The organism is Chryseobacterium indologenes (assembly GCF_001295265.1).
Taxonomy (GTDB): Bacteria; Bacteroidota; Bacteroidia; order Flavobacteriales; family Weeksellaceae; genus Chryseobacterium; species Chryseobacterium indologenes_A.
On sequence record NZ_LJOD01000001.1, the window covers coordinates 263,248 to 283,773 of the forward strand.

The window sequence follows — 20,526 nt, forward strand, 5'->3', positions numbered from 1 at the left end:
AAACAACAAGCCGAAAGGGAAATTTATTTTTTTCTTAAGAGTTATAAGCGTTTTCCAGATCCTGTATGACAATTTTCTGCATTTTCATCATCGCCTGAACGACTTTCTGGGCTTTTGCCTGATCCGGATCACTCATCAGCTGGATAAGTTTTTTAGGAACAATCTGCCAGCTCATTCCGTATCGGTCTTTCAGCCATCCGCACATACTTTCTCTTCCTCCTTCTGAAGTAAGGGTATTCCAGAAATGATCGGTCTGTTCCTGATCATCAGTCATTACGACCATAGAAATACCTTCATTAAAATCGAACTGGTGGTCGTAGGAATTATCCATACAGAAAAAGCTGTATCCATCAATGGTAAAATGGGCATGCTGCACATTTTCCGCAGGCTCCGGAATTGGATGACCTTCTCCTCCATCACCGTATTTCAGAATATTTCCTATGCCTGAATCAGGGAAGGTTTTAGTGTAAAACTCCATGGCTTCCATTGCCTTTCCGTTATTCTGATGGATGAACATTAAGGTAGGAATTATCTTCTGCTCTGTTGGCTTATCTCCAAGGAATATCTGCCAGGTTACTCCGTATTTATCCTGAACCCAGCCGTATTTGCTGCTCCATGAATAAGCATCCAGAGGCATCAGTGCTATTCCTCCTTCCATAAGTTTATCCCAGTATTGCTGTACTTCATCTTCGGTACTGCAAATTACCATAAAGGAAATGGAAGGATTTTTTTTGAAATGTGGTCCACCATTCAGCAGCATCAGTTTCTGTCCGAAAAGTTCAATATTCAGGACAACAGGAGTATCTGCTGTGATCTTTCCGTTAAATACTTTGCAATAAAATTCAGCGGATTCTTTTGCCTCTCCGTCATACCAGAGGCATGGAAAAATATCGTTATTCATAAGTTAAATTTAAGGGGAATGATATAAGTTTATCTGTCATGCCATTGAAATCATTAAACATAATTGAGCGGCATGATTATTTTATTCATATTTAATAATGGTTCAGGTATAGATATCTCTAAAAGAGATCTGGTGCTCTTTCATATAATTCTTCAGCTTATCCATAGCATTTTTACCAAAACCATGCAGTTTCCGGATATCTTCTTCAGAATAATCCGAAAGCTTTTCCAAAGAGTCTATTTTTTCTTTTTGCAAAGCTCTTCTTGCAGGTGCGGCAAGGACACCCTGCAGGAAATGATCATTTTTAACAACATGACTAACGGCACAAACCGAGCTTAAACATTGGGCCATTATAACTAAGTTTATCATGATTGCAAACAGGTATTTTAGTGATTTTCAACATATTTGTGGAAATTATTGAGAATGGCATACCAACCTTCCCGCTGCATTTCCACGGAGTTTTGTTTCTCGGGGTCAAAAATTTCAGTGACCTTGGTTGTATTTCCATCTATTTTCTCAAAAATAACTTCTACCTTCCGGCCGTCTTCCATATGGTACTTGATATTTTCATTGGGAATAACCTCATCATAGGTTCCTTCAAAATCAAATCCGAAACTTTTGTCTTTCGCTTCCATCCTGTTTTTGAATGTTCCTCCTACTCTCAAATCATTAACTGAACTTGGACACTGCCAGCTTTCATGGGCAAAATTCCATTTTGTTATATGTTTTGGTTCGTTAAAATAATCCCAGACCTTATCTACCGGGGCTAAAATTGTGATGTCTATTTTAATCGGGTCCATAGTTCTAATTTTTTAATGTTTAGGAAAGGACGGCCCGGTATGAACCGTCCCTTGATAATTTAAGTTAAATATAAGATTATTTTGAATATTCTTCATTATAGTTCACCATCCAATGAACACCATACTTATCCTGAAAACTTCCGAAATAGTCTCCCCAAAACTGATCTTCAATAGGCATTTCTATGTTTCCGCCTTCAGAAAGTCCTTTGAACAGTCTGTCTGCTTCTTCTCTGGAGTCCGGGAAGATAGATACATAGTTATTATTTCCAACGGTAAGCGTCTGCCCGAATCCGGGAACAATATCAGAAGCCATCAGCAGGTCGTTACCAATTGGCAGCGCAATGTGCATTACCCTGTTTTTTTCTTCTTCAGAAAGGTTCTCTGTTCCGGGAGCATTTCCCATTTTGTGAACTTCTCCCAGGAATTCTCCACCGAAAACAGATTTATAAAAAGTAAACGCTTCTTCTGCTTTCCCATCAAAATTTAAGTACGGATTTAATTTTGCCATAATTTCTAAGTTTTAAAATTGTTATTGATTTTTTTTAGTTCCAACAGGACAAAATAACTGTGCTGCCGGCTGTTTTTAAGAGTTTAAAAATTTTTCTATTTCATGTACGGTAAGATCTATAAGCCCGGAATCTGTATTGCCTTCAAAGTCTGCCATCATATATGAACCATGCCCTGCAGGCAGAATCATCAGTTGAGAGCCCTTTACCAAGCGCCACATTTCCACAACATGCTCGGGCTTCATCACGTCCTGATCTCCACTGATAAATAATACTGGAACTTCTATATCTGTGAGAATCTTTTCATTCCAGTCTTCAAAAGTCTGCATTCTTTTGCTGTCTTTATCAAACATGTTTTCAAGCTTAGAAAAATCAGGATTCAGGTTCAGAAAGTTGATTTTCAAAGGCTCCGGCATCGATTCCAGGGTGGCTTCTGCCATACTCTCGAAGAAACCATCCATCATACCGCTTTTTTTGAAAAAAGATGAGGCTACAATAAGCTTTTCTGTGATTTCAGGATAAAGATGACCAATCTGCATTACGGTATTCCCACCATTGCTGAATCCCCAGAACGAAGCTTTTTCAATTTGAAGCTCTTTCAGTACGGCAACAACATCGCGGGCATCCTGCTCGAAGGTTTCGGGGATATCACGATGATCACTCATACCATGATTCTGCAAATCAATTCCTATCAGCTGAAATCTCCCGTTCAGTCTTGCGATAACTTCTTTAAAGTCAAATAAAATAGAAGAACCTCCTCCATGAATCAGTACAACAGGTTTTCCGGTACCGTAGACCTCATAATGTATACGGATTCCATTGACCTTTTTATATCCTTTTTCGTTAGGCTCCATCGATCAGTATTTTAGATTCTCATCCACATCGTATTTCATTCCCGGATAATCCAGAATTCTTCTCATCAATCCAATCTGTCCGCACAGATAATCTTCACGTCCGATGCACATTCCTGCAAAATTGAACTTGGTTTCCTTGATAAACGGAACATTCATTCCGATTTCAAAGATTTCATCCAGCTCTTCATCCGATACTTCCCACAATTTCTGGTAGACTTTCGGAGAAATTTCATGAAAGCTCTTTTTCAGATCAGCCAGGCTCGGATAGTTAAAGCTTTCATCCAATGTTTTGCCCTGAAAAAAAAGCTCATTGTAAGGATCTTCATCACGAAGTCCCAGAACCCAGCCCAGACCGTACCGCATGTTGACAAAGTTTCCTGCCATCCAGACGATATGATTGGTTTTTCCTTCAATTCTTTTCAAAGCATCTTCTTCCGAAATGCCGTCCAGAACATTCACAAAACTCTGCGAATGCATCCTGTAGGCAGGAATAACGAGCTCCATTTTTTTTGATTTTGGGGTATCCATTTCTTTATTTTTTAGTGTTAACAATAACGTATTCTGTTTCTGTTCTTCTTAACAGATAAAGTCCTTTTCGTCTTCCACAGATATCAAAGATTTTTTGTGGAGAGTTTTTTCACTAACAGATTGAGCAGTTTTTACTCTATTTTATTGCCCCGGGTTTTCCCAGGATTCTTCTGAGATAACCAAGCTGTCCGCCGTGATAAATTTCATGGAGTGATAAAGTTGCAATATCATTAACAGATTCGGGTATGAAGCTTTCTGTAGTATCAAGAGCCTTTTCCAGTCTGCTCTGGGTTTCCTGAAAATACGATTTCAGTTCTTCAAAAGTGACGAATTCACCTTTCCTGTCCAAAGGATTTTCTCCTCTGTTATAGCATGAGAATTTTTCACTATCCCAAACTGATTCTTCACCTAATAAGTTTAAAAAAGCATTTCTTATATAAATCAGGTGCCCTAAAATCCAGTTCATACAGTTGGCTTCACCATTGGGAAAAATCATGGATTCTTCTTCAGATATTCCTTCCGTATTCAGAGAGACTATCCTGTAAGTAGCGGATGTCTGTCTTTTTATAATTTCGATATCGTTTGACTTTGTTTCCATACCTGATATTTTTGCTTTTGGTAGATGTGATTATTTTTTCTTTTGTAACTGAAAAAATCTTTCGAATTGCTGTGGTATAAATAGTTTTACACCATGGACCCCACTAATGATTTTGAAAACCCCTGATTTTCCTGCGCATTATTTTGTTTCCCGCAGATCTCTCAGGTGTTCTCAGATCTTTGTGGTGACTTTATTTTATAGCAGATTAGGCAGATTTCTATTATTACTGATATTGCGGATGTTTTGATTCTGAAAAAAGGGTTATATATATTAAATTATTCCGCAGGCATCTGGGAAACATCTCCATGTGTTATCTCCCACTGATGTCCGTCTATATCAGCAAAAGCACTCTGATACATCCATCCGTAATCCTGTGGTTCGCTGTATTTTGAGCCTCCGTTTTCAAGGGCTGTGCTCACTATGCGGTCTACTTCTTCACGGCTGTCTACGCCTACAGCAAGAAGCACCTGTGTGGTATCTCCTTTTGCGAAAGGCCTGTTGGTAAATGTCTGAAAAAATTCTTCTTTCAGAAACATGGTGTATATATGGTCCTCTTTCATCACAACACACACCGCTTTATCATCTGAAAATTGTTCGTTGATGGAAAAACCTAGCTTCGTCCAGAATGCTCTGGTTTTCTGTACATCTTTTACGGGTAAATTGACATAGATCTGACTGATTTTCATTTTGTAATTTTTAGTGTTAAACTTTGAGTAATACAATTTTCTTAATTATTCTGAAGGCATTTGAGACATGTCGGCAAAGGTCATATTCCATCCATGCCCGTCAGGATCCCAGAAAGAATTCTGGTACATCCATCCGTAATCCTGTGGTTCTTCATGCTGGGTAGCTCCGTTTTCCAAAGCAATGTTTACGATACGGTCTACCTCTTCACGACTGTTCAGTCCAAAGGCTAATAACACCTCAGCTGTATCTCCTTTTGGAACCGGCTTATTTGAGAAAGTCTGGAAATAGTCATCTTTTAAGAACATGATATACATGTCTTCTTTTATAATAACGCATACTGCCTTATCATCAGAAAAAGGCTCGTTGATGGAAAAACCAAGCTTCGTCCAGAATGTTCTGGTTTTCTGCACGTCCTTTACCGGAAGGTTTACATAGGTTTGGCTGACTTTCATTTTTGTAATTTTTAAGTGTTTAACTTTTAACCAAAATTACCAAGCTTCTATGAAAGTCAACTTGCCATAAGACAAGATTTAATTTTTCTTGGGATGGGAGACAATTTCTTTTCGGATTCTGCTTAGGGAAGTGTCTGTAACTCCCAGATAGGAAGCGATCTGTTTCAGGGGAGCATACTGCACAACGAGTGGCTTCTGTTCCAGCAGATTGAGGTAACGCCTGGTAGCAGACAGGGTAAACATTTCCACGGAACGCTGTTTATAGGTAAAGAGTTCTTTAGACATCCATGCTCTTCCCCATTCTCTGAGATTGGGTATTTTATGGAAAAGCTCCTGAAAGGTTTCGTAATCGAATTTCCAGCATTCACAGTCGGTGATGCAGACGATATTTTCCTGGGACGGAATTCTCTGAAATAATGAAAGTACTTCAATGATGATCTCGTTATCTGCAAAGAAATGGGTAGTCACTTCATTTCCGTTAAAATCATTCACAAATGAGCGGGCCAGCCCTTTTTCAAGGATATAATATTCATTGGATGTTTTACCTTCCGTAAGGATGTTTTCTCCTTTCTGAAAGGATACTTTTTCATGAGCCTGAAATATTTCTTCAAGTTCTTCCTGCATAAAAAAGGGAAAATCATAGCAGATTTCTAAGGCTTTACTGGTCATTGGTGCGATATTTTTTTTAAGTCTTTAAAAATAGGATTTTTAATTGAACCTGAAATGTGAAAAATTAAACAATTTAACAAAATCTCAACATAAATTATTTTAACCAACTCATGTACAATAGTATAAATTATTATATCTTCCGTCAAATAATTAAACAAAGCCACTACCACCTGTTTAAATTATACCGGGGAACGGTTAAAACAAAGTTTAATAAACTAATTTAAATTGAAATAAAGTGCTTAGAACAAAGACTTTTGAGTCTAAAGGCATCCGTCATTTTTATGAGATATGCCATTCTCCTGTTAAAATAATGAAAGCTGGATCGGTTTAGGACTCTGTGGCTTTTGGGCATCCCCAAAAACTGTTTTTCCTCCGAATCTCCATGAATTCTGTCTTTCTTTTTCAATAACCTGCTGAATATCGAAATCAGGGATGAAATCTTTTTCTGTCTCTGCAACAATGTGGTGAAGCTTGTTTAAGGTATTCAGCTTATCGGAATTTCCAAGCTTTGATTTTTCAATTCCTTTTCTGAGGATATTAATGCTTTCGTCATAGATTTTCGTAGGAACCGGAAACGGATGTCCGTCTTTTCCTCCGTGTGCAAAGGAGAATCTGGCGGGATCTGCAAATCTTGAGGGTGCACCATGAATTACTTCACTTACTAATGCTAAAGACTGCATGGTTCTTGGTCCTACACCTTCCAGCATCAGAAGATCTTCAAAGTTTTGGGGCTGCTGTTCGCGCGTTATGTATAAAAGGGCACCGAGGCGCTTCAAATCAACATCTGAAGCCTGTACATCATGATGTGCCGGAAGTATAAGCCTGGAAAAATCTTTCATTACCTCCACAGAATCGGTATGGGAAATATCCAGAATTCCTTTTCTGTTTCCTGAAGCCTCCGCATCTGTAAGGTTAAGAATCTTTCCTCTTGATATTCCGTTAATTCCTGTATGTGGCTCTTCTACAAATGATTTTACATTTTCCGAATGCCAGTGGTAGCGTCTTGCTGTTCCGTCTGATTCATGCATTCCCTGCTGAACAACACTCCAGCTTCCGTTATCAGCCAGAATAAAGTTATGCAAATACAGCTGATAGCCGTCCTGAATGGCAGTATTATCTACTTTAGCGGAAAGCTTGCTGGCTTTAACGAGCTCATGCCCGTTTAGTCCTGTTTTATAAGCAATCTGAATTAATTCAGACGGAGTTTCTTTTGAAAATTTTCCTTTTCCTCCGCAAATATACAGCCCTAACGACTGTGAATTGGGATTAATGGAACGCTTCAACGCTCCCATCACGGATGTAGTAATTCCTGAAGAGTGCCAGTCCATTCCCATCACTGCACCAAAGCTCTGGAACCAGAACGGATCTGCCAGGCGGCGGAGCACCTCATCTTTACCATAATCCATCAGGATTACTTCTATGATAGAAAGCCCCAGAACAGACATCCTTTCATACAGCCATGGCGGTACTTTGCCATAGTGTAAAGGTAAATCTGCTGTTCCTGAACGTTTCATTTTCAATTTTAAAATTCAAAGTTAGCTTTAATATTCGGGATTTTTCATGATTGAGGTCAGTTTTAAATGAAGAAAGAATCTAAAAAAAGGATAACCTCTCTGGTCGGGGACAGCAATTATCTTGGTATACATTTAGAATGGAAGTTTAAAAATTAATTTCCGCGACCTAAGGTTCTGTTAGCCGGCTGAATAGAACTCCAGATCTTTATGTTTTTGTTCATCATATTCTTCCTCAAAGGTGATTTTATTTCCGGAAGGATCGATAACTGTGAAAGATACCGCGTTATAGAATGTTTTTTCAAGAGCCGGACGGTTATATTTATATTTTTTATCCATCAGCTCTTTGTGGTAGGCAGGGACTCCTTCTCCCCATACAGCCACTCTCACTCCGGGAGAACCGTCACCATGATGCTCACTTAAATGGAAAATAATATTTTCTCTTTTCACCTGCATATAAACGGGTGTATTTTCAGCGAAATAATGCTCCCAGACAATCTCGAATCCAAGCCAGTCAACGTAAAACTCTACTGCTTTTTTATAATCGAAGATTCTTAGGATAGGAATAATCTGTGCTGCTCTCATTTTATTGTATAAATATTAAATTGTATAAATATTAATAGATTTTATGTTGAAGGATATTGACTAATTTTCCAAACGGATCTTTAACAAAGAAGCGGCGCACTCCCCAATCTTCATCCGTCATATCATACATGATTTCAAAACCGGACATTATCATTTTATGGTAAACCTCATCAATGTTATCCACTTCAATGGAAAGATCCGGAACCTCCGTATCATTGCCTCCCTGAGTGGCAAAACTGATCTGAACCGTTGGCTCTTCTTTGCTTCCGAAGGTTTTAATCCAGCCATGATCCATCAACACCTCAAGTCCTAAAATATCCTGATAAAAAAGACCAGCTTTTGAAAGGTCATGTGTTTTTATATTGGCTACAATTCTTTTTACCATTTCAGTTGGTTTTGGAGATTAACAAGGTCAAAAAAAGCCCTGCTGAAAGTAAGCTTCAGCAAGGCTTTTTATAAAGTTTTTTTCTATTATTGGTTCAATGCCGCCAGCGCTGCATCATAATCAGGTTCATTAGCAATTTCTGAAACCTGTTCTGTGTAAACCACTTTGTTGTTTTCGTCTGTAACGATTACTGCACGGCTTAATAATCCTTTTAAAGGAGAATCTGTAATGGTTACTTCATAATCATCACCAAAGCTGCTTCTGAAGTCTGAAAGGGTTTCAACATTATTCAGTCCTTCTGCAGCACAGAATCTTCCTAATGCAAACGGAAGATCCTTGGAAACATTGATAATCAATGTATTATCCAGTTTTGAAGCTTCTTCATTGAACTTTCTGGTGGAAGCCGCACAGGTTGGCGTATCGATACTCGGGAAAATATTGAATACTTTTTTCTTTCCTTCAAAAGTCTCCAGCGTTTTTACATTCAGCGCGGAATCAACCAAAGCGAAGTCTCTAACAGTGCTTCCCACTGATGGTAATGTTCCGATTGTGTGTACTTCGTTTCCTTTTAAAGTGATTGTCGTTGACATAATATTTATTTTTTAGTTTCCTCAAATTTACTCAAAATGAATAACTCTTCTCCTCCAATAAAGGTTAAATAATTCTTAAAGTAAAATTGGTGTTCAGGTTTATTTTTCGGATCTAATTTTTAACTATATTCGCATTCTGAAAAAATTAATAATCATGCGAAAAAAAATTACATTCCTTCTCTTTGGAGTGCCGGTCTTTGGTTTCGCCCAGTCAGTCATCGGCAGTATCAATTCCGGTGCCATTTCTGAAGCCGGATTTTCCCATTCTGTAGGAGAAATTTACGTCATCCCGGATGACCCGAACCAGAGCAGTTCCGGCACAATGGGAATGCTGTACCAAACTTCTCTGCAGGTTCTGGGTATCTCGGAGATTGAAAAAGAAAGTATTAAGATCTACCCCAATCCAACCACAGATTTTGTTCACGTTACATTAAGTTCCAATTCAAAGATTGAAGATGCCGAAGTATATGACACAGCAGGAAGACTTGTTCTGAAAGCAAAGCCTGAAAACGGAAAGCTCGATCTTCGCAGTCTGAATCCCGGAATTTACATGATCTCTTTCAGAAATCCGGACATCAAACCTATTAAAATCATTAAAAAACCTTAAAAACTATCTGACCCCATGAGAAAACTTTACGCTACAATAGGATTATTTGTCGCTTCTTTATTAAGCGCACAGGTTCCACAGGCTTTCAGCTACCAGACCATTGCTTTCAACGCTTCCGGAGCCCCCATTTCCAACGGAAATGTTTCTTTAAGAGTAAGCATTTTAGAAAACTCGGCTACTGGAAACGTCCTGTATACTGAAACCCATAATAAAACAACGAACGCTAAAGGCCTTGTTAATTTAAATATAGGACAGGGAACAGCATCTACAGGGAATTTTGGAGGAATTAACTGGGGAACGAATGCCAAATTCGTTAAAGTGGAAATGGATCCACAGGGTGGTTCGAATTACACGAACGTTGGAGTAAACCAGCTGATGAGCGTTCCATATGCACAGGTAAGTAAAACAGTTGTTACGGGTCCTGGCCAGGGCATTACCCTTGTCTCCCCGAACGGAACCAATTACACATTAAGCGTAAGTGATTCCGGCACATTAAACCTTCCTACGAATACGGGTTCATCGGGTAATACATTACCGTCCAACTTATATGTATACGGGTCATATAATTCCTTTACTCCTTCCTCTGCTGAATTACTTCGTGGAAATGGCAGTACGAAAGTGGGTTATAAATACCTTCAGGCCAATACACAGATTAAATTCATAGCTTCACCAGGTAACGGCGCACAGGTTTACGGTTCAGACTCCAACGGATACGTTACGGCTAACGGAAGTACTTATAATGTTTCTTCCAATGGATATTACCAGATCCTTATAGCTCCTAATGGCCCACAAATGAGGGCAGGTTTCTTCAACTTTGTTCCTAAGATCCAGTTTACTTCATCTTCGGGCACCATGCCTGTAACTTCTGTCACCTATAATACTACTACAGGAAAATTTACAGCCATTATCAATGGGGTTACAACCAGTACCGGAGGTTCTTTTTACATCAGACTTGCTTCAGAGAGTATAGAGTTTGAAGATTTAGGAGATAACCTGGGCGATGGGGCTTTTGATGTAGAAGGAGATCCTATTACCTTTCCAAATATTTCTTCCACCACTCCTAAAAACTACAAAGTTGAATTCAGCCTCAATTTTGATGGTACCGGAAGTTATACAGTTACACAGATATAAAATTTAAAGAGGCCAGAGCCTCTTTTTTTATGTAAAATACTTCATAAAAGAATCATATTTAGTAAATTTGTGTGTCTTAAAAAATCAAATAATAAATAACAGTATAATGTCAGACAAATCAAAAATCTATTACACTTTAACGGATGAGGCTCCAATGCTGGCTACACATTCTTTTTTACCGATTGTGAAAGCGTTTACAAAATCAGCAGCTATTGAGATTGCAGTTCCGGATATTTCTTTAGCAGGAAGAATTTTAGCGAACTTCCCTGAATACCTGAAAGACGATCAGAAGATTGGTGATGCTTTGGCAGAATTAGGAGAACTGGCTACAAAACCGGAAGCCAATATCATTAAATTACCTAATATTTCTGCTTCCGTGCCTCAATTAGATGCAGCAATTGCTGAACTTCAGTCTAAAGGGTTTGCTGTTCCGAATTATCCTGCAGAGCCTAAAAATGATGAGGAAAAAGCAATCAAAGCCAAATATGCCAAAGTATTGGGAAGTGCTGTAAACCCTGTATTGAGAGAAGGAAACTCTGACAGACGTGCTCCAAAAGCTGTTAAAAACTACGCAAAAGCCAACCCTCACAGAATGGGTAACTGGGCTTCTGACAGCAAAACTGATGTTGCCCATATGAATAACGGCGATTTCTACGGAACTGAAACTTCAACAACCTTAGAAAACGCTACGAAATACAGAATTGTATTCAAAGGAAATGACGGTTCTGAAAATGTATTGAAAGATTTTGCAGGTCTTCAGGCCGGTGAGGTAATTGACTCTTCCGTAATGAACCTTAATGCTCTGAAAGCATTTGTTCAGGAAGCTATTGAAGAGGCAAAGAAAAGAAATGTACTTCTTTCTGCCCACCTTAAAGCTACGATGATGAAAATTTCTGATCCTATCATTTTCGGGGCTATCGTAGAAACTTTCTTCAAAGAGGTATTTACTAAATATGCTGAGACTTTCAAGTCTTTAGACATCAATCCGAACAATGGTCTTGCTGATCTTTTTGAAAAAATCAAAGGAAATGCTCAGGAAGCTGACATCAAAGCTGATATTGAAAAAGCACTTGCTGAAGGACCAAGAGTGGCTATGGTAAATTCTGACAAAGGAATCACCAACTTCCACGTACCTTCTGACATCATTGTAGACGCATCTATGGCTGCCCTTGTAAGAGGAGGAGGTAAAATGTGGAACAAAGACGGAAATGAAGAAGATACTGTATGCATCATTCCTGATCGTTCTTACGCAGGTTTCTATCAGTCTGTAATTGATGATATGAAAGCTCACGGAAAACTGGATCCTACAACAATGGGTTCTGTTCCAAACGTAGGTTTAATGGCCCAGAAAGCTGAAGAGTATGGTTCTCACGATAAAACCTTCCAATTATCTGCAAACGGAACTGTAGAAGTTCAGGACGAAAACGGAAATGTTCTTCTTTCTCAAAAGGTAGAAAAAGATGATATTTTCAGAATGTGCCAGACTAAAGATGCTCCTATTCAGGACTGGGTGAAATTAGCCGTAAACAGATCAAGATTATCTGATACTCCTGCTATTTTCTGGTTAGATAAAGGAAGAGCTCACGACAGAGAAATCATCAAAAAAGTAGAAAAATATCTTGCTGATCACGATACTTCGGGGCTTGACATCAGAATTCTTGATGTAAAAGATGCAATGACTGAAACGCTTAAAAGAGCAAGAGAAGGTAAAGATACAATCTCTGTTTCAGGAAACGTATTAAGAGATTATTTAACAGACCTTTTCCCTATCCTTGAATTGGGTACTTCTGCAAAAATGCTTTCTATTGTTCCATTAATGAACGGTGGCGGCCTTTTCGAAACAGGTGCCGGAGGTTCTGCCCCTAAGCACGTTGAACAGTTCCTTGAAGAAGGCTATTTAAGATGGGATTCATTAGGTGAATTCCTGGCGCTTCAGGCTTCTTTAGAACACTTAGCACAAACTCAGGGCAACACAAAAGCACAGGTATTAGCTGATGCATTAGACGAAGCCAATGCTAAATTCTTAGCGACTGACAAATCTCCTGCAAGAAAAGTTGGACAGATTGATAACAGAGGTTCCCACTTCTATTTAGCCATGTATTGGGCTGAAGCTCTGGCCAACCAGACTGCTAATGCTGAATTAGCGGCTCACTTTGCTCCGGTAGCAGCTGCAATGCAGGAAAATGAAGCTGTAATCAACGCTGAATTGATTGGTGCTCAGGGTAAACCTCAGAACATTGACGGTTATTACAAAACTGATACATACAAAACGTATGCAGCGATGAGACCAAGCACTGTTTTAAATGAAATTATTGACGGAATCTAATTTCAGGTTCGTTTGAAATACAAAAAGCTCCTTTTTAAAGGGGCTTTTTTGTTGATTATTTCCTAGGGCTATTTTAAATATTAATCCGGAATAAAGCCAATTATATGGAATATGAAGGTCATTAAAAAATCCGGATTCCTGTTTAATATACAGGAACCCGGATCTTATGAAAAACAGCTTAGTTATTAACCAATTTCATAGAGCCTTCGTTGTATCTCTCCCCTACATTCGGATATTTTTTGAGTAGCGAATCGATCGTTTCAAGGTCTGAAGCGCTCAAATCAATGTTTACCGCTTCGATATTTTCTTCAAGGTATCTGATGCGTTTGGTTCCCGGAATCGGAATGATATCTTCCCCCTGATTCAGTACCCAGGCAAGGGCCATCTGCGTTCCCTTTACTCCTTTAGACTGGGCAAATTCGTTAAATTCTCTGGCTAAATTTCTGTTATTTTCCAGATATTCTGCCTGATAACGCGGCAATGATTTTCTAAAATCTTCATCACCAAAATTCTGAACTTCATTGATATTCGCAAAAAGGCCTCTTGCCAGAGGAGAATAAGGAACAAGCGTAATTCCCAGCTCCCTGATTGTAGAAAGTATTTCTTTTTCTACATCTCTGGTAAGAATTGAATATTCAGACTGCAGGGCCGTAATCGGGTGAATTGCATTTGCTTTTCTGATAGATTCAGCGGAAGCTTCTGAAAGTCCCAGATATTTTACTTTTCCTTCTTTAACCAGATCTGCCATGGCTCCTACTGTCTCTTCTACCGGAACATTGGGATCAATCCTATGGGCATAATACAGATCAATCGTATCTATTTTCAGTCTTTGAAGGCTCATATCCACGGCTTGCCTGATCCATTCCGGCGAACCATCGAAATAAGTTCCCGGAGCTCCGCTGTGGCTTGCTTTTCCATCTTTAAATCTGAATCCGAATTTGGTAGCGATAAAGATCTTATCACGATTCGGAACTAAAACCTTTGAAATCAGTTTTTCATTTTCCCCATTCGCATACATGTCTGCGGTATCCCAGAAGTTCACCCCCAGATCAAGAGCTTTATGAAGTGTGCTGATGCTTTCCTGCTCATCAACAGGACCGTAAGCAAAACTCATTCCCATACATCCCAGCCCTATTGCTGAAAGCTGTTCTCCTGTGTTTCCTAATTTTCTAAATTTCATGATTGCTGTGATTTTATATTAACAGGACAAAATTAGAACAACAATCGAATGACTGTCATATAGAATTCAAACGAAGAATTATAAAATTCAAACAGCTTAAATTCTTACCGCATTGGGTGTCATTCCGGTCTGTCTTTTAAAGTAATTGGTAAAATAAGCAGGTTCCTCAAATCCTAATCCGTAGGCAATTTCTGAGATATTCCAGTCGGTGTGTTTCAGTAATGCATTGGCTTCCTGAATGATCCTTGAAGTGATCTGCTGGCTTGTTGTTCTGCCTGTAATTTCTTTTACGGAACGGTTCAGGGAATTGACATGAATGGAAAGGTTCTGTGCAAAATCGTTAGGCGTTTTCAACTTCAGATACGCTTCTGGGCTATCAATAGGAAATTGTCTCTCCAGCAGCTCCATAAATAATGACGCTACCCTTTGTGAAGCATTCTGGTACGGCTGAAAAGTTTCCGCAGGATGCATTTTCATCGTTTCATGAATCAAAAGATGGAGATAAGCCCGCAGCATATCATATTTATGAATATAATCTGTCCGGATCTCAGTCATCATTTTAATATAAAGTTCCGAAACGGTTTTCTGCTGTTCTTCACTGATGAAAAAAACAGGAGTACTTCCGATTCTGAACAGCGGCGAATCCTGAAGGTTTCCGATACGGCTTCCATTCTGAAGAAATTCTTCGGTAAACAGGCAAAACCAGCCTGCCTGATTTTCATCATCGGCTTCCCACGAGTAAGGAACCATTGGGTTGGAAAACAAAATGGCCGGCTGATCTATATGAATCCATTTATCTGCATAATGAAGTTTTCCTTTTCCTATAATCAGTGAGATTTTATAATAATCTCTCCTGCTGTATGGGGTTACCAACGAACAGCTGTCACGGGAAAATACGTTGAAATGGCCAATTCCCGGAGTTATCATACATCGGGGCTCTTTGGAAAGCTCGTTCCGTTCATAAAACCCTTTTAATGTTTCTTTAGATTCCATCCATCAAAATTATAAAATTCAAACAAATTAAAAAATAAAAAATGACCGACTAAAAGCCGGCCATCAAAATTGAATGTATAGTTGATTGTTGATTTAATGATGATTGTGATGATCATATTTTTTGTCCATTTTATACATTTTGGACTTATTTTTTTTGTATTTCTTGTCGTTATTTTTGTTTCGGTTGTATACCGCTATAGGATTCTGCCCTTTGTAATATTTTTTCTTAAATTTCAGATATTTTTCACGGCCCAGAATCCTTTCTATTTCGTAATACCGGTCTTCTCTCCATCGGTCCGGATGACTTACATAAACCCGGTTCCATGAATCATAATCATCATACCTGTTATTTAATGCATTGAGCTGGTTGGCCTGTGCAACAGAAAGCAAAAGATCTGCCGCTACAGTCTGCCAGTTGATATCGGTAATGCTTCTGCGGTAGTCATTATAATAATCGGATTGTGCATAGCTCAGGCTGAAGGTTCCTGTAAGAAGTATAGCTATTATTATTTTTTTCATTTTACTTCATTTTTAAAATTAAACTGTTTTTTATTTTCCAATTAAAATGCCAAGTCTTCAAAATGAATTCACAATATTTGTTAAATACAGTATAAATCATTGATAATCTTTCAGATATTTTCTATATTTATAAACAATAATTAGGATTCCTTTTATGGAGATCATCATTATCATACTGCTTATTCTGCTGAATGGAATTTTCTCCATGTCCGAAATGGCTTTGGTCTCTTCTAAAGGTTTCAGATTAAAAAAAGAAAAGAAAAAAGGAAGTACAAACGCCCAAACAGCCATCAGGCTTTCAGAAAATCCTAATCAATTTTTGTCTGCCGTACAGATTGGCATTACCTTAATCGGAATTCTTCTGGGTATTTTTTCAGGCGACCGGCTTACTTCAGATCTGGCGGCCTATATTGCTCAGTTTGAAATGTTCTCCGAATATTCGGGAGGCATTGCTTCTTTTATCATTGTAGCGATTATTACTTTTCTCTCTATTGTCTTTGGTGAACTGATTCCCAAGAGAATCGGCATGAAGTTTCCGGAAAAAACAGCCATTATTATAGCCAAGCCCATGTACTGGCTTTCTGTGATTGCTTCTCCTTTTATCTGGCTGCTTACTGTTACCAACGAAGGAATTCTGAAGCTTCTCGGAATTAAAAGCCATGAAAAAGAACTGATTACGGAAGAGGAAATTAAATCCATTATCCGGGAAGGAAAAGAGGGTGGCATTATTGAAGAAAAAGAGCATGATGTTTTAAGAAATGCTTTTGAACTGGGTGACCGTAAAGTAAGTTCCGCAGCTACCCACCGCTCAAAAATAATTTCAGTAGATGCTGATGATGATTATGAAACGGTAAAAGCAAAGATCAGAAACAGTTCGTTCTCCGCTTATCCGGTGACTGACAACAACAACCTGGATCATATTATAGGCGTTGTTAAAATGCGGGATTTATTTGATCTTGATCCACTTTGCTTCAATCTCCGGGAGCATATCAGAAAAACAGTTTTTGTAAGTGAAAAATCTTTCATTTACCCTATGATGGAAGTTTTCCAGAACAGCCGTTCCCATATTGCCGTTGTTATTGATGAATATGGAACAACAAAGGGGATAATTACCCTGAATGACATTCTGGATGGCCTTGTGGGAAATATTCCTGATGAATCTGATGACAGGGATATCATCAGACGGAATGAAAACTCATGGCTGATTGACGGAAAATGTCCGCTGTATGATTTTAAAAAGTACTTCAGAGTTGATCTGGATGAGGAAATAGAGAGACATTTCATCAGTGTTTCAGGGCTTTTTATTTATGGAAAGGACACTCTCCCGAAAACCGGAGAGAAAATACAGATTGGCGATCTTATTCTGGAGATTGTAGATAAGGATGGAAACAGGATCGATAAGATTATGGCTACAAAAGAGATAGTCTGAAAAAGTTGAATCCCGAATTCCTTTATTCCTAAAATTTCGTTAAGATTCTTAAAACTTTTCTTTCATATTATTTTAATTTGTAATTTTAATGGAAAAGAATGCAGAAAAAGTATTCAAAATCATTTATTAATCCAATATAATCTTTACATTATGGAAAATATAAAGTTTGAAATATCTCCATACCAGGATGAACTGCAGCTATTGATTGACGGGAATAAAGCAGGATATATGTCAATTGAAGTTGACGGAAGGCTGCTGATTGTTTATTATACTAAACTTGATGAAGAACGTGAAGGACAGGGATATGCCAAAATGCTTCTGGATGAGCTGGTTCGTTATGCCGAGGAAAAAGACCTTCTGGTAGATCCTGAATGTGATTTTGTGCGCCAGCAGTTTGAAAACCACCCTACAAGATACAAAGATATCTGGCATGCCTGATTCACTCTTCCCACCAGACGCTGAACTGATTATCATCCCGGTTTAAATCTACAACTTCTCCGATCATCGGAGTAAGGATGGAAATTCCTTTTTCTTTTCCTAAACGCGTTACCATCTGCAGGGGTTCATTCCAGGGATGAAGTGCTAATGCAAATTTTGAAGAATGAACAGGAATACTGTTTTTCGCCTGTAAATCAATAGCTGCCTGGATCACATCCTCCGGAAGGGCATGAATATATTTCCATGCTTTGTCATACTGTCCGTTTTCAAGAACAACAAAATCAAAAGGTCCGAACTGATCACCAATTTCTTTAAAATGAGTATCATAACCGCTGTCTCCGCCTAAAAAAATCTTTTTTGACGGGGTTTCCAGGACATAAGAAGTCCATAGGGTATTATTCTGCCTTATTTTTCTTCCGGAAAAATGTCTGGCAGGAGTAAACGTAATTTTAATATCATTTTTAAGCATAACTCCGACACCCCACTCTTCTTCTATCAGTTTATTTTCACCATACCCCCAACGTTCAAGATGAGCACCTGCCCCTAAAGGAACAATAGCCATACCTGTACGGTCTTTAATAGATTTTACAGTGGGATAATCAAGATGGTCAAAGTGATCATGCGTAATCACCAGATAATCCAGTTCCGGAATATCTTCAGGTTTAAAAATATCCGAACCTTTAAATGCCTTGTTAAAATATTTGAATGGTGAACCGTATAAACTTAATACAGGATCTACCAAAAAAGAAACTCCATCCGTTTGCAGGTAATAAGATGAATGTCCCAGCCAGATGAACACATCCTGATCTTTCGGAATACTTTTAAGATCTGTATATAGGGAAGGAATCGCTTGTAAGGGCTTTAGCAGCGGATCTTTTTTTCCAAAGAAAAAATCATAGGTTACCTGCAGGGTTCCATACCCTTCTGCAACGGCCGGGGTATAATTTTTATTGTGAAATCTGCCTTTTTTATATAGCTTTGACTGCTGTATACGCCGTAGCCTTCTCCCTTTCGGCGCTGTCCCGAATGCAGGCCTATTCATTACTATAAAATAAACTGCTGTTACAATAAGCGCTGTAATAACCCAATACATCATCTTGCTCTGTAAAATAAATGCCAAAGGTATTAACTTTTATCTTTACATGAAAAATGCGGATAACGAACCATTTTTAACTTAATTTATAAGGTATTCTGAATAATTTAGTATTAATTTAAACAAGAATAATGAGAAACTTTCTAAATTAGCAGATTGAAAAAATTCCAAACACATTGAAAAATTATTCGATCTTATTTGCAGCTTTAATCATGTCATCATGTGCTTCTATCCGAAGACATAATGAACAAAGAGCAACCTGCATTCCTCCGGAAAAACTTAAAGAGGATGTAGATTATGCTTATTCGAAGCTTCAAAAAATGCATCCTCAATTATATTGGTATATCTCTAAACAGGAACTCGATCATAAATTTGACAGCCTTAAACAGACCTTCGACCAGCCTTTAACTCCGCTTCAGTTTTACTTTAAGCTGCAGCCTGTTATTGCAGATGTACGTGAAGGACACCTATCTTTGAGAATTCCCAGAAAAAAATTCACAAAAAAAGAGATAAAAAGGCTGGAACATAAAAAAGGGATGTTCAGCCGCTTTGAATATTACGTGAAAGGAGACCGCTTATTTATTATTGAAAACAAAGATTCTATAGAAGGCATACAGCCGGGTAGCGAAGTTTTGTCCATCAATCATATCCCGGTTTCTGAATATCTGAAAAAATACAGAGATCTGATCAGCAGCGACGGATACAACACAACTTTTCAGCCTTATTTCTTAAAGGACGTATTTTTCAATTTTTACACGGCAGAATACGGATTTACCGACAGCGCAACAATAGAAACTCTTTATAACGGTCAAAAGCACATTTACACGCTACATAGGGAATCTAAAACTAAAAATGATCTGGAAAAAGATAAGGAACAGGAAAAACGCACTTCTGAAAAGAAAGTCAATGACTATGTAGCTTTCAGTAATTCTTACAACCGAAATTTTAAATTTCTGGATAAAGACAGCACGACAGCTTACCTGAAAGTAAAGAGTTTTTCCCGTGATCATTCGGACCAGTTTTATAAGGAAACCTTTACCAAAATTAAAAATGCTAAGGCTAAATACCTAATTATTGACGTGCGTAACAATTACGGAGGTTCACTGCACGAGATTAATAACCTGTATTCCTATCTCGCAGCAGAACCGTTTGTTCTCATTAAACCTTCACAGCTTACCTCAAGACTCAGCCCACTGAAAACCAATTATTTCAGAAAAAGCAATGCGCTTCAATATGCCTTCAAAAGCCTTGCTTATCCTACTTATGTATTTTCCCAGACCTTCAGCACCTATAAGAAAGACGGGAAAATATATTATAAAATGAAAGCGGATAAACCTACCCAACCTAATAAAAATGCTTTTCAGGGAAAGGTTTTTGTCCTGATCAACGGAGGAAGCTTTTCGGCATCATCAATCATTACCGCTAAACTTAAATATGATAAAAGAGCTGTTCTTGTAGGTGAAGAAACGGGAGGAGCCAATGACGGAACGGTTGCCGGATTCTATTCTTACCAAAAGCTTCCCAATTCAAAAATCAATCTTCCCATCGGTCTTCTCCTGGTACAGCCGAATATTGATTTCCTGAATACCAAAAAAGGGGTTGTTCCGGATGTTGTTATTCCGGAAAGCATGCAGGATATTATCAATAAGAAAGATCCTCAGCTGGAATGGATAAAAAATGAAATTGCGAAGGAGCAAGAAATAGCTGATCAATAAACATTTTCGGCGGGCTTTCAGCCCGCCGA

At 38.4% G+C, this 20,526-nt stretch carries 24 protein-coding genes; 6 read left to right on the plus strand and 18 right to left on the minus strand.

What is annotated here, in order from left to right:
• Positions 1-34: 34 nt before the first annotated feature.
• The 14 genes from AOB46_RS01125 to tpx all read right to left on the minus strand — a co-directional run bounded on the left by AOB46_RS01125 (position 35) and on the right by tpx (position 9,066).
• Entirely contained in the window at positions 35-901 is an 867-nt protein-coding gene (locus AOB46_RS01125) for a VOC family protein (RefSeq protein WP_062696204.1), read from the minus strand.
• Positions 902-1,003: 102 nt separating this feature from the next.
• Complete coding sequence (locus AOB46_RS01130; RefSeq protein WP_241489141.1) at positions 1,004-1,252, minus strand: DNA-directed RNA polymerase subunit alpha C-terminal domain-containing protein; 249 nt, start codon at positions 1,250-1,252, stop codon at positions 1,004-1,006.
• Between the two features lie 35 nt (positions 1,253-1,287).
• The gene (locus AOB46_RS01135; protein WP_062696206.1) at positions 1,288-1,701 is read right to left on the minus strand and encodes an SRPBCC family protein; all 414 of its coding nucleotides are present in this window, start codon (positions 1,699-1,701) and stop codon (positions 1,288-1,290) included.
• 76 nt (positions 1,702-1,777) lie between these two features.
• Positions 1,778-2,209, minus strand: coding sequence for a VOC family protein (locus AOB46_RS01140; protein ID WP_062696207.1), 432 nt, complete (start codon positions 2,207-2,209; stop codon positions 1,778-1,780).
• A 75-nt stretch (positions 2,210-2,284) separates the two neighbouring features.
• Positions 2,285-3,061 (minus strand): alpha/beta fold hydrolase, encoded by a 777-nt coding sequence (locus AOB46_RS01145; RefSeq protein WP_062696208.1) that lies wholly within the window; start codon positions 3,059-3,061, stop codon positions 2,285-2,287.
• Positions 3,062-3,064: 3 nt separating this feature from the next.
• Positions 3,065-3,589, minus strand: coding sequence for a hypothetical protein (locus AOB46_RS01150; protein WP_062696209.1), 525 nt, complete (start codon positions 3,587-3,589; stop codon positions 3,065-3,067).
• Positions 3,590-3,725: 136 nt separating this feature from the next.
• Positions 3,726-4,187 carry a DinB family protein gene (locus AOB46_RS01155; RefSeq protein ID WP_062696210.1) on the minus strand — a complete coding sequence of 154 codons (462 nt, stop codon included), beginning with the start codon at positions 4,185-4,187 and terminating at the stop codon, positions 3,726-3,728.
• A 275-nt stretch (positions 4,188-4,462) separates the two neighbouring features.
• Positions 4,463-4,873, minus strand: coding sequence for a VOC family protein (locus tag AOB46_RS01160; protein WP_062696211.1), 411 nt, complete (start codon positions 4,871-4,873; stop codon positions 4,463-4,465).
• Between the two features lie 45 nt (positions 4,874-4,918).
• The gene (locus AOB46_RS01165; protein ID WP_062696212.1) at positions 4,919-5,326 is read right to left on the minus strand and encodes a VOC family protein; all 408 of its coding nucleotides are present in this window, start codon (positions 5,324-5,326) and stop codon (positions 4,919-4,921) included.
• Between the two features lie 78 nt (positions 5,327-5,404).
• Positions 5,405-5,995, minus strand: a complete 591-nt coding sequence (locus tag AOB46_RS01170; protein WP_062696213.1) for a Crp/Fnr family transcriptional regulator — start codon at positions 5,993-5,995, stop codon at positions 5,405-5,407.
• 302 nt (positions 5,996-6,297) lie between these two features.
• The gene (locus tag AOB46_RS01175) at positions 6,298-7,509 is read right to left on the minus strand and encodes a DUF763 domain-containing protein (protein ID WP_062696214.1); all 1,212 of its coding nucleotides are present in this window, start codon (positions 7,507-7,509) and stop codon (positions 6,298-6,300) included.
• Positions 7,510-7,686: 177 nt separating this feature from the next.
• The gene (locus AOB46_RS01180) at positions 7,687-8,091 is read right to left on the minus strand and encodes a glyoxalase superfamily protein (RefSeq protein WP_062696215.1); all 405 of its coding nucleotides are present in this window, start codon (positions 8,089-8,091) and stop codon (positions 7,687-7,689) included.
• Between the two features lie 31 nt (positions 8,092-8,122).
• Positions 8,123-8,476, minus strand: a complete 354-nt coding sequence (locus AOB46_RS01185; RefSeq protein ID WP_062696216.1) for a VOC family protein — start codon at positions 8,474-8,476, stop codon at positions 8,123-8,125.
• A gap of 86 nt (positions 8,477-8,562) precedes the next feature.
• Complete coding sequence (tpx, locus tag AOB46_RS01190) at positions 8,563-9,066, minus strand: thiol peroxidase (protein WP_062696217.1); 504 nt, start codon at positions 9,064-9,066, stop codon at positions 8,563-8,565.
• A gap of 154 nt (positions 9,067-9,220) precedes the next feature.
• Between tpx and AOB46_RS01195 the strand changes: the two genes are divergently transcribed.
• The 3 genes from AOB46_RS01195 (at position 9,221) to AOB46_RS01205 (ending at position 13,130) form a co-directional block, all read left to right on the plus strand.
• A complete protein-coding gene (locus tag AOB46_RS01195) occupies positions 9,221-9,673 on the plus strand; it encodes a T9SS type A sorting domain-containing protein (protein WP_062696218.1) in 453 nt (150 codons plus the stop codon).
• 15 nt (positions 9,674-9,688) lie between these two features.
• Positions 9,689-10,804, plus strand: a complete 1,116-nt coding sequence (locus tag AOB46_RS01200; RefSeq protein ID WP_062696219.1) for a hypothetical protein — start codon at positions 9,689-9,691, stop codon at positions 10,802-10,804.
• 106 nt (positions 10,805-10,910) lie between these two features.
• Positions 10,911-13,130 carry an NADP-dependent isocitrate dehydrogenase gene (locus AOB46_RS01205; RefSeq protein ID WP_062696220.1) on the plus strand — a complete coding sequence of 740 codons (2,220 nt, stop codon included), beginning with the start codon at positions 10,911-10,913 and terminating at the stop codon, positions 13,128-13,130.
• A gap of 178 nt (positions 13,131-13,308) precedes the next feature.
• On the opposite strand, the gene AOB46_RS01210 is transcribed toward AOB46_RS01205, so the two are convergent.
• The 3 genes from AOB46_RS01210 to AOB46_RS01220 all read right to left on the minus strand — a co-directional run bounded on the left by AOB46_RS01210 (position 13,309) and on the right by AOB46_RS01220 (position 15,822).
• A complete protein-coding gene (locus AOB46_RS01210; protein ID WP_062696221.1) occupies positions 13,309-14,310 on the minus strand; it encodes an aldo/keto reductase in 1,002 nt (333 codons plus the stop codon).
• Between the two features lie 96 nt (positions 14,311-14,406).
• Positions 14,407-15,303 carry a helix-turn-helix domain-containing protein gene (locus AOB46_RS01215; protein WP_062696222.1) on the minus strand — a complete coding sequence of 299 codons (897 nt, stop codon included), beginning with the start codon at positions 15,301-15,303 and terminating at the stop codon, positions 14,407-14,409.
• 93 nt (positions 15,304-15,396) lie between these two features.
• On the minus strand, positions 15,397-15,822 hold the full coding sequence (locus AOB46_RS01220) for a hypothetical protein (RefSeq protein WP_062696223.1): 426 nt from the start codon (positions 15,820-15,822) through the stop codon (positions 15,397-15,399).
• 154 nt (positions 15,823-15,976) lie between these two features.
• On the opposite strand from AOB46_RS01220, the gene AOB46_RS01225 reads away from it, so the two are divergent.
• Complete coding sequence (locus AOB46_RS01225; protein WP_062696224.1) at positions 15,977-17,251, plus strand: hemolysin family protein; 1,275 nt, start codon at positions 15,977-15,979, stop codon at positions 17,249-17,251.
• Positions 17,252-17,401: 150 nt separating this feature from the next.
• On the plus strand, positions 17,402-17,689 hold the full coding sequence (locus tag AOB46_RS01230; RefSeq protein WP_062696225.1) for a GNAT family N-acetyltransferase: 288 nt from the start codon (positions 17,402-17,404) through the stop codon (positions 17,687-17,689).
• 1 nt (position 17,690) lies between these two features.
• Here the strand turns inward: AOB46_RS01230 and AOB46_RS01235 are convergent, their stop codons facing one another.
• Positions 17,691-18,809 carry an MBL fold metallo-hydrolase gene (locus AOB46_RS01235; protein ID WP_241489142.1) on the minus strand — a complete coding sequence of 373 codons (1,119 nt, stop codon included), beginning with the start codon at positions 18,807-18,809 and terminating at the stop codon, positions 17,691-17,693.
• A gap of 149 nt (positions 18,810-18,958) precedes the next feature.
• Between AOB46_RS01235 and AOB46_RS01240 the strand changes: the two genes are divergently transcribed.
• The gene (locus tag AOB46_RS01240) at positions 18,959-20,497 is read left to right on the plus strand and encodes a S41 family peptidase (RefSeq protein ID WP_062696226.1); all 1,539 of its coding nucleotides are present in this window, start codon (positions 18,959-18,961) and stop codon (positions 20,495-20,497) included.
• Positions 20,498-20,526: the final 29 nt, after the last annotated feature.